The sequence below is a fragment of the uncultured Microscilla sp. genome, from assembly GCF_947493425.1.
Taxonomy (GTDB): Bacteria; Bacteroidota; Bacteroidia; order Cytophagales; family Microscillaceae; genus Microscilla.
The window spans coordinates 1-2,154 of the sequence record NZ_CANLRP010000364.1; the positions used below are offsets into that span (position 1 = coordinate 1).

The 2,154-nt window shown below is 36.9% G+C and carries 2 protein-coding genes; both read right to left on the minus strand.

Annotation, left to right across the window (positions count from 1 at the left end; genetic code table 11):
• Positions 1 to 211: 211 nt before the first annotated feature.
• Positions 212 to 1,042, minus strand: coding sequence for a hypothetical protein (locus tag Q0954_RS33730; protein ID WP_299466422.1), 831 nt, complete (start codon positions 1,040 to 1,042; stop codon positions 212 to 214).
• Between the two features lie 2 nt (positions 1,043 to 1,044).
• Complete coding sequence (locus tag Q0954_RS33735; RefSeq protein WP_299466425.1) at positions 1,045 to 1,971, minus strand: hypothetical protein; 927 nt, start codon at positions 1,969 to 1,971, stop codon at positions 1,045 to 1,047.
• Positions 1,972 to 2,154 lie beyond the last annotated feature (183 nt).

The window sequence follows — 2,154 nt, forward strand, 5'->3', positions numbered from 1 at the left end:
GCGCAGCAAAATAGTGCACGACCGAAAGTTAGTCTTATGGCTAGAAGCCTGGAGACTTCTTTTTATCCATCAGTTTCAAGTGCCCTTCGGAGTACTTAAAATACTCCTCTGACGTAAGTTTCTGAACTTATGTCCTACAGATAAAAGCAAGTTTCCAAATATCTATAGGCACAAGTCACGCTAGGCTTGCGCCAGCAGGGTAGTTTTTTTGCTACTTATACCATACTGCCTTATAAATTATATCGCTTTGGATGTGATATAAGTTGAGCACTTCTTTGACTGTCAATTGCTCAAGTATGATTTTCTTATACTTTTTATACAAAGCCAAAGGCATTTCACCTTGTTGGATATGAGGCTCATCCTGCGAGGAAAAACTAATGGATACTACTTTTCTTTTTCGCCAATCGATACCCAACAACATCTCGTCATTAAGAGGTTCAAAAGCTTGTTTATATTCTTGAGGACTGAAGTATTGTTCACGCAGTTTTTTGGTATTGATAAACTGCTTTGCTTTCTCCGAAAACCTCACAATAAATCCATCAAACCTACTTCCATAATGAAGGTATTCCTGATTAAGTTTTTCAGGGTGCCATTTCAATGTAGGAGAGATAAATGGCTTCAAGGCATTTATAAACTCCTGATAAGCTATATTAGTATCATGTCCATTGTAGCTTACCCTGAGTGTAGTATATGTTCCAAGCGAAACAGACGTACCATCGGAGTAAAACACCTGGGCTACTAATTTTGTGATGCCATAAAAAAATCTTTTTTTTGCTTTGATATCATCAGGTACTTGTTCAATTATTTTTTGAAAAGGTCCAAAATGTTTTTCGTTTACCAGGGTATACTGGGTATGTAGACCAGGTCTTGTTAACTTATCTTCGGTAGGAGCTACCGAAAATTTATTTAGCTTATTTATTACATAAATATCTATTTTTTTTATTTTTGGGGTAGCATAGCCCAAGGTGGGGGCAAGCAATAATAATGAAAGTATACTACACAAAGCCAGAAAGTGGCGCAGGGTAAAGTCAATATGTTTCATGTTTAGTTTTTGTTTGATTCGTACAATTTTTTGTGTGCTTCTTTTCGCTCCTTAAAAACTTTCATCAACCTTCGGAGCTCATCTCTAGAATAAAGATCGAAGATATCTTTAATTGGGCTATCGGCCGAAGTAGGACCATCTTTCATTAAAATATGGCTAGAGGCTGAATTATAGTATTCCCTTTTGGTTTCTTTGTTATTCTTGTCTGCTTTCTTCAACTCATCAATGACCTGCCATTCCAGGGCTACAATAAATTTGTGCTCCGCACTATTGTGTTTGTCTTTATCAACATTTTCTTCTAAAGTCAAGCCATAAGTCTCAAGGTAACCATGCTCAATAGCCGCATGTGTCATTTCGTGAATGAGTCCTAGGGCTGGCGATTGATAGCCCAAGGTTTTAAGTGTTCTATCAACGCGTTTTTTACTACGATCTTTAGCTCCTTTGGCATCATTTACAACCAAGCCTGTATGTGAATACCATCGAATCAAGTTTTCGCCCTGCACTTGTTCTGTTTTTGACAAATCAAACCTGGATGAGTCGCCAGTTTGCACTTTTGTAATCACCTTTAAGTTTTCCAGGTAGTTAATTACCTTAGTGGCAGTAGGAGATTGCTTTAGATAAGTAATGGCTTTTTTGAACTCTTCAGGTTCGGTAACACCCACTAACCCATGCTTCTTCTTTTTCTCTTGTTTTTTTGGGGTGTTTTTAGATATACGTGGCTTGTTATGTAGGGGCTTGGCATAAGGGAAGGTACTTCCTTTGGCATATTTGGCATATATTGCTTGAACAGTTTTGTCACTGACAACAGGCTTAATGTTACGGTTGGGTTGTACAGTATTTAGCACATTTTTATTTTTCTGTCTCTCTCTATAGAAAATGCTTCTCTTTTGCGATATTTCATTTTCTTCCCGCTTTACCTTTATTTTCATATCTACTTATTTTACAATCAATGTAGTTTTTTGTCCTTGTGAAGAGATGTTTTTTTCTGTAAGAGCTTGTTCGTACCTAGTCTTGGCCCAAGCAATAAGGTAATCATTTTTGTAACTAATCAGTTGCTTGCTTGATTTTGTTTTTTTGCATTTGCGATTAAGAATTTGTTCGGATGTTATTTG

Bases quoted from the DNA above. Each gene is read 5' to 3' on its own strand.
- Q0954_RS33730 (WP_299466422.1), bottom strand. From the start codon at position 1,042: ATGAAACATATTGACTTTACCCTGCGCCACTTTCTGGCTTTGTGTAGT.
- Q0954_RS33735 (WP_299466425.1), bottom strand. From the start codon at position 1,971: ATGAAAATAAAGGTAAAGCGGGAAGAAAATGAAATATCGCAAAAGAGA.